The organism is Hoskinsella mucinilytica (assembly GCF_045223415.1).
Lineage (GTDB): Bacteria > Bacillota_I > Bacilli_A > Erysipelotrichales > Erysipelotrichaceae > Hoskinsella > Hoskinsella mucinilytica.
Genome location: NZ_JBEQZJ010000009.1, coordinates 82,487 through 89,337 on the forward strand (window position 1 = coordinate 82,487; position 6,851 = coordinate 89,337).

The following is a 6,851-nucleotide window of genomic DNA, read 5'->3' on the forward strand; positions in this document are numbered from 1 at the left end:
GGTTATGAGTGAGAAGAAACAACAGGGCATTATATTATCCAAAGGAAAGCTAATCGCATGTATTTTGGTGGCTTTCTTATTGGTAGGTAGTGGTGTTACCTTGGGTATGAATTGGCAAACATGGTTTGGTGAAGAAACCGTTCAACCGGATTTAGATGAAGGCGCAGTGGATTGGCAAGGTACACAAACCAATAAAAAACCTGAAACAGAAGATGGGCAAAAAGGTATTGCTTTACCGGGATATAAATCTATCTCTTTGAAAGCAAATCAAAAGGAACAAAGTGTCAACTTATACAATCCTGAGGTTAATGATTGTTACTTTGTGATGAGCCTGATATTGCCAGATGGTACACAGATTTGGCAATCCAAAATGGTAGCTCCGGGGAAAGGGTTATATCAAATTACTTTGAATCAGGAGATTGCGGCCGGAACATATGAAAACAGTATTTTAAAATATGATTGTTATAAACAAAATGATGAACTTACCAAATTGAATGGTGGAGAAGTCAGAATAAGTCTAGAGGTGAAATAATTTATGAAAGGGAAAAAATGGATACATAGAGGGTTCTCTTGTCTATTATCACTGGCAATGATTACTATGACATTGACCTTGACACAAAAGGAAGGCATAGAAATAAAAGCAGCATCGAATACCAAAGTCTACAATTCAGGAAGTTATACCTTAAAGGATGTTACGATTACCGGAAATAGTGGAGAGTCTGCAGTGAAAATCAATGGAAATGTAACATTAACTATTGAAGGAACTGTTACCTTAAGAGGTGGAAATGCAGGCTATGGTATTGGCGCAGGTGCCGGTATCGAGGTTCCTGAAGGGTCTACATTAACCTTGAAAGGAACAGGTAATTTAATCGTTTATGGTGGTAATGCATCAAACGGGCAAGATGGGTTAAGACCAGATGCAAAAAAATACATAGATAAAGAGAAGAAAATCGTTTATTACCCCGAATTTCAAAAGTATGGCCAAGGCGGTGGTGGAGCCGGTGCTGGTATTGGATCTAAAGGTTCTGATAATGCGAACACAGTTTTATCAACAGGAACCATTCAGATTGCGGATAAAAATTTAATGATCAATGCAACAGGAGGCCATGGTGGGACTTTAGGAGGAAAAGGTGGAGATGGTGGAGAACATTTCTGTATAGATGAAAAACAAACAGATGTGGGAACATTTTTATCGAGAAACCAAACCGTAATCATGCAAGGCGGTTATGGTGGCGGCGGTGGCGGCGGTGCCGGATATCCTGCTGCTGGTATTGGATCAGGAGGCGCTGCCGGAAGTAATGGTGGAAGCGGAGGAAGCGGAGGCGTTGACTATTGTCAAACCTCATTGGTATATGCGTTTATTGCGTATGTAGGAACAACAGGGTGGTGGACTGCTGGTGGCGGCGGTGGAGGCGCTGGAGGCAAAGGCTTTGTGAATGGCGGCGGTGGCGGTGGCGGTGCCACTGCAGTAGGTAGTTATAATCCGGAATTTGGAGGGTTTCTACATCCGCAACCAACTTATGGAGGTAAAGGCGGTGCATCAAACGATTTTGGAAAAGTAGCAGAACCTGCTTCTAAAACATATGACGGGCATACAGGAACGTCAGGTCAAGGTGGATCACCAAGAGGTACCGGAGGACCTGGTGGTACTGGAGAAGATGAATGGGAAAAAACTCGTTCTGGAGATAATTCTGGACAAGACGGTAAGAAAAATAATACAGGTTCCATTATTTTAAGTGCAGGTTCGCTCACTTCTACATCAGGAGGCGGAAATGCTCAGGATATTGGTATTGGCGATGGAAACGGAGAAGCTTCTAGTAGCTTTACGATTTTGGGAGGTTCTTTAGATCCTAATAGTAAAAAATTCACCATAAAAGGAAATAATGTGTATCCTATCACTGTAAGACCATCCATGTATGTCCAAGGTTCCAATGTTAAAACTAATGTAAAAGTAAATGGTAATGATGGAGGGATCACACGTTTCTTTCCATCCACAACAGATGGAAGTTTAACTTTATGGTTACCTAACGGAACCTATGAGGTTCAAGTAGCAAATGCAAATGGTATCTATGATAATGTTTATCATTTTACAGTTAATGGAAGTGCTTTAACACCACAGCCAGATGAGCGAGATACAGTGATTGATCTTAGTAATGGAAGTATTACTTTTAGTGATTCCAGTTATACGCAAGGTGGTAATATTGGAGCATATTCTAAAGGAGCAATCGTACATAACAGTGGTGGAACGAACAATACGATAACATATACAGGCAGTAGTCAACATACATTGACTTTGGAAAACACCAATATCAGTCAGTTAAATCTTGGCAATGCGCAAGTAAAAGTAGTTGCGATGGGAACTGAATCAACGATTTCAAAAGTAGACATTACCGGATATACTTCAAATATAACATTTGAAGGTGATGAGGAAAGCATACTTAACATAGATACAATCCAAAGTAATGGTGAAAAAGTATCTTTAGATAACTATCCTTATGAATTTATTTCTGAGCTTGTGGTATCTGCAGCCAAAGATGAAGCTACCGCAAAAAAACAATTAACCAATCTAGGTTACACTGTATATGATTTGAATATAAATCAAGGAGGATCACGGTATGTTTATATGGGATACAAGAAAACAAAAGATCCCAAAGAAGCAATTAGGGATATAAAAATATATAATTACAATAAAAAAAGTCCATACGATGGTTCGCCTCTATCTCCTAATACGACAATAACATTTGATGGAAAAGAATATAAAAATATGACTGGAGCTATTGAATTTTGGAATTTAGGATATCCATTATCTGAACCTCCGGTTGCCGATATCAATTATAAAAATGGTAGAGATCATTTATTTATTTATACCAGTAAAGATCCTAGCTTAGGAGATCCTATTTATGGATTGGCTCATATGACTTATCCTTATAATAATCCAGAGGAAGGACCTTATCCTGTTTACTATGATAATTTTTCAGCAAATGCAAATTCTCATTGGGTTTTAGGTAAAAAAGACAATGAACAAACTTGGGAAAGTAAGGCATATAGTACCAACCATGGAAATAAAAATGAAATATATATCCTTATCGGTTATATTACAGCGAACGTAAATACAACTGAAGTTGCACCATATTATAAAATCAGTGATGGTAATGCGAATATTACAAATAACAATGTTTATAAGCTTCCTTCTGATGCGGAAAAAGCAAAGAAACATGCCGGAAGTATTACAATGAACAGCAAGGGTAAAGTTGTCATTGGGAAAATAAGTGCACCTGGTCAAGTTGAGAAAATAACGAATGGAAGAACGATGAATCCTGATACATTTTATGGAACACCATCTATCATAGTAAATCAAGGCTATATGGTTTTACAAAATTATTTAGATGGTACGAAATTGAAAGATACCACAAAAGGAACCGGAACAGTCAATATGGGATTGGATCCTATGAAAATGAGTCCGGTAAATCAATTCCCGCCGGCTTATCAAATGAGTTATACGCAAGTAGATTATCGTATGGGCAACAATAAACTTGGCGATGTAACAGTAAATGGTGGAACCTTACAAATAGGAAATGATGGAAATGGAGCGATGAGCATTCCATCAGCATTTACAAGTGGAAGTTATACCAAACCGGTTACAACAGTAAAAGCCGGTGGTAATTTATTATCTAAAGAAACTAGTAGTCTTGCATCAGGTAGAATCAAGGTTGAGATTACGGGATTACCTAAAAATAATCGTTTATCTTTGATTGAGCGAAGTGATCAAAGCGGTTATTTAGGAGATTATACCAACTTTGATGCAACGACAAACGAAAATGGTAATTTTATTACCTATGTTACAAATGAAGATAATGGGAAATATTTGAAGTTTGCGGATGAAGCAGGGAATGCTTATCAATATAAAATTACAGTATCAAATGGAAGTGCCAGTGCATCCAAAGTAAGTTTACCTGCGCTTTCCACAATGACAAGTGCAGATAAGCCAATCAAAGTATATTCTAAGTATATCGTACATGGTGGGGATTTATATGCACATAGTGAAAGTCAGGCAGTGACCTTAAATTGTAATGCAACAGATATCGAATTAGTGGATCGTGCAAATTTGATTTTGAATACAACGGCACAAAGAACCATTTCCAGTATTACAGGAAATGGTAATCTGACATTACAAGGCAACGGTATCAATTTAACCGGAGAACTTAGTGTACCGATGACAACGATCAAATCCGGTTGTGTGAAGTTTATGGATAATCAAGTGAGAAGTATCGTAAAGATACTTGGTGGTAGTGTGGAAACAAATTCACCTCTAAAAGATGCACAAGACGCAAGTGGTGCTGTTTATCGAGCAAAGATAGCAGATAGGAGTGCAACCATTAAAGTTGATGGAAAAGATTATGCAGTTTATTTAGGAACTGCTTCAATCACTACCATGAATTTATATTTACCGGAGAAAACAGAAATCGTACAAGTAGGTAATAACATCTATTATCTGAAGCTGGAAGGAAATGAATTTAAAGTTACCAAACAGTTAACGGGTGATGGTGTGATCAATCTTTCTAAGGGCGATGCGGAAATCTTAAATGATGAGCAGTATGTTGTTAATGGACAGATTTATAAGAAGAGTACAAGTACACCATATAAAGTACAAGGTACTTCTCATCATAGTTTAACAATATCCGGTGGAACTTCTGAGATAACATTGGATAATGTGAATATCAGTAGTACAACAGGAAGTCCGATTGATATCAAAGCAGGAACAAATGTGGAATTGAAGCTAAGTGGTAATAATACGTTACAAGCAACCAATAAATATCCGGCGATTCATGTACCGGAAACGGCTTCGTTAACCATCAGTGGAACGGGCAAATTAAATGCTACCGGTGGTTCTTATGCAGCCGCAATCGGTGGAGGATGGAAAGAAAACAATGGGATGATTACCATATCAGGAGGAACACTGGACTTAACAGGTGGTCTAAATGAGGCTGTAGGTGCTGGTAGTGATGGTACTTCTAAAGCAGGAAGTATTATCATCATCGGAGGTTCTGTAAATGCAGTGAATACATCTGGTGGAAATGCCTTTGGTACAACACCGAAAAATGCAAATGGGGATGATTTGACACGATTGATCATGACAGTGACAAGTGCAAGTAGTGTCAGTGTGGATGGTATTGACTACCATATTAATACGTTACATGATGATGGAAATTTGTATCTTTATGTTGTTTCTGGTAAGCATAGTGTGAAAGCTTCCGGAAGTACCTATCAAGTAATACCATTGAATATCGAATCGGTAGAAAATGGAAGTTTGAATTTATCATTGATAGATAAAGATGGAAATCAAACACCACTTGCGAATGGAGAAATGGTCATAGAGGGTTCAAAGGTCGCTTTAGATGTAGAACCAATCAAAGGTTATGGCATTAAGGATGGTCCGACAAGTGGAACCTATACCGTAAAAGAGGATAACGGAAAATTGATCCTTTATCCGCAGACTGGAGTCAATAAAGACATGGATCTAAGCGATTGGACAACGTTATTGGAAACCTCTCAAGATGGCAAGAATTCACAGATTCTCGGATTAGAGAAAGATATTGAAACTGAAGGATCATCTTATGAAGAATTGTCATTGGGTGTTTCTCAGAGTGGTACTTCTGTTGTGACGTTTATCGCAAAGGGAAAAGGTGTAAAGGCTGAAATCGTTGTAAATGGCGAAGTCAAAAAGACCATAACATTGAGTGATGAAAATCAAACGATGATCTATGAATGGGCATCAAATGAAGATACGGTATCTGTTCGTTTGATCGGTAATGGAACAGTGGTCATTTCTTCTATCTTTATGAGTAAAACGATAGGCGTAGAGGAATTGAAGGCAGAATTCCAACAAACGGTAACATTATCCTTGATACAGCCTGGAACCTATATGGATGAAGATGGTGTAGAACAAAAGGCGGGATATATACGAGTAGAAGATAAAGATGGCAAAGAAATCGTTGATCGAAATCCAAGCGAACAAGGTATTCAGTTGTTTAGTGGGGAAAACGTTAAGGTTCGTTATATGAACTATAATCAAGGAAATGTGTTTGATGGGTTTACTGTGACAAAAGGTACAAATATAACAAATAGTACAGAGAATCCAATGGAATTAACTATCGATCAGGATATGAGCATTGAATCAAAATTCCATCAAATACCATCTTATACCATTGTGATACCGGAAACGATTGCACTAGATGATGAAGGTAAAACGGGCAGCATTACAGCGAGTGAATTGCGTAATATGGGAACTACAGATACGGTAAAGGTTATCGTGAAAAACGGAATCACAGATCATAAGCTTACACTAACAAGAGATGGCGCAACGAATACTTTACTTGTGCCAGTGAATGATGGTACAGGAAATGCGGTTGAAAATGGTTCTGAAATCGTGAAATTTACCGGAAACAATACAACGCCAACTTCTGGAGGTATGTTCCAACTTGGTAAACCACAGGGAGAACGTAAAGCAGGAAGTTATAGTGGTAATCTGGTCTTTGAAATCATCTATCAGAAAGGAAATTGAGGAGGATAAGAAAATGAAGAAGAAAACAATTTTTATGGTTATGATGCTTGTAGCTGCAATGAGTAATCCGGTAATGGCAGCGGATACGGAAAATACAGAAGATCGTACAGAAGTAACCTATGATGTAGACTCAGTGTATACGGTAGTGATACCGGAATCTGCACAGTTAGGAAGTGATATGAATATCACTTCTACTTCCATGAATATAGATGTGAATGAGGCAGTCAATGTGTATATCAAGGAGGGTGTAGAGAATGGTGTGATGACGTTGAAAAGAGACTTTAACGAA

At 38.1% G+C, this 6,851-nt stretch carries 3 protein-coding genes; all 3 read left to right on the forward strand.

The annotated features are described in order from the left end of the window. Window positions 1-4 precede the first annotated feature (4 nt). Window positions 5-532, forward strand: coding sequence for a tRNA (uracil-5-)-methyltransferase (locus tag UGRO018_RS04680; RefSeq protein WP_416325294.1), 528 nt, complete (start codon window positions 5-7; stop codon window positions 530-532). Between the two features lie 3 nt (window positions 533-535). Further along, a complete protein-coding gene (locus UGRO018_RS04685) occupies window positions 536-6,562 on the forward strand; it encodes a hypothetical protein (RefSeq protein WP_416325295.1) in 6,027 nt (2,008 codons plus the stop codon). A 13-nt stretch (window positions 6,563-6,575) separates the two neighbouring features. Further along, a partial coding sequence (locus tag UGRO018_RS04690; RefSeq protein ID WP_416325296.1) for a hypothetical protein occupies window positions 6,576-6,851 on the forward strand: 276 nt, incomplete at its 3' end.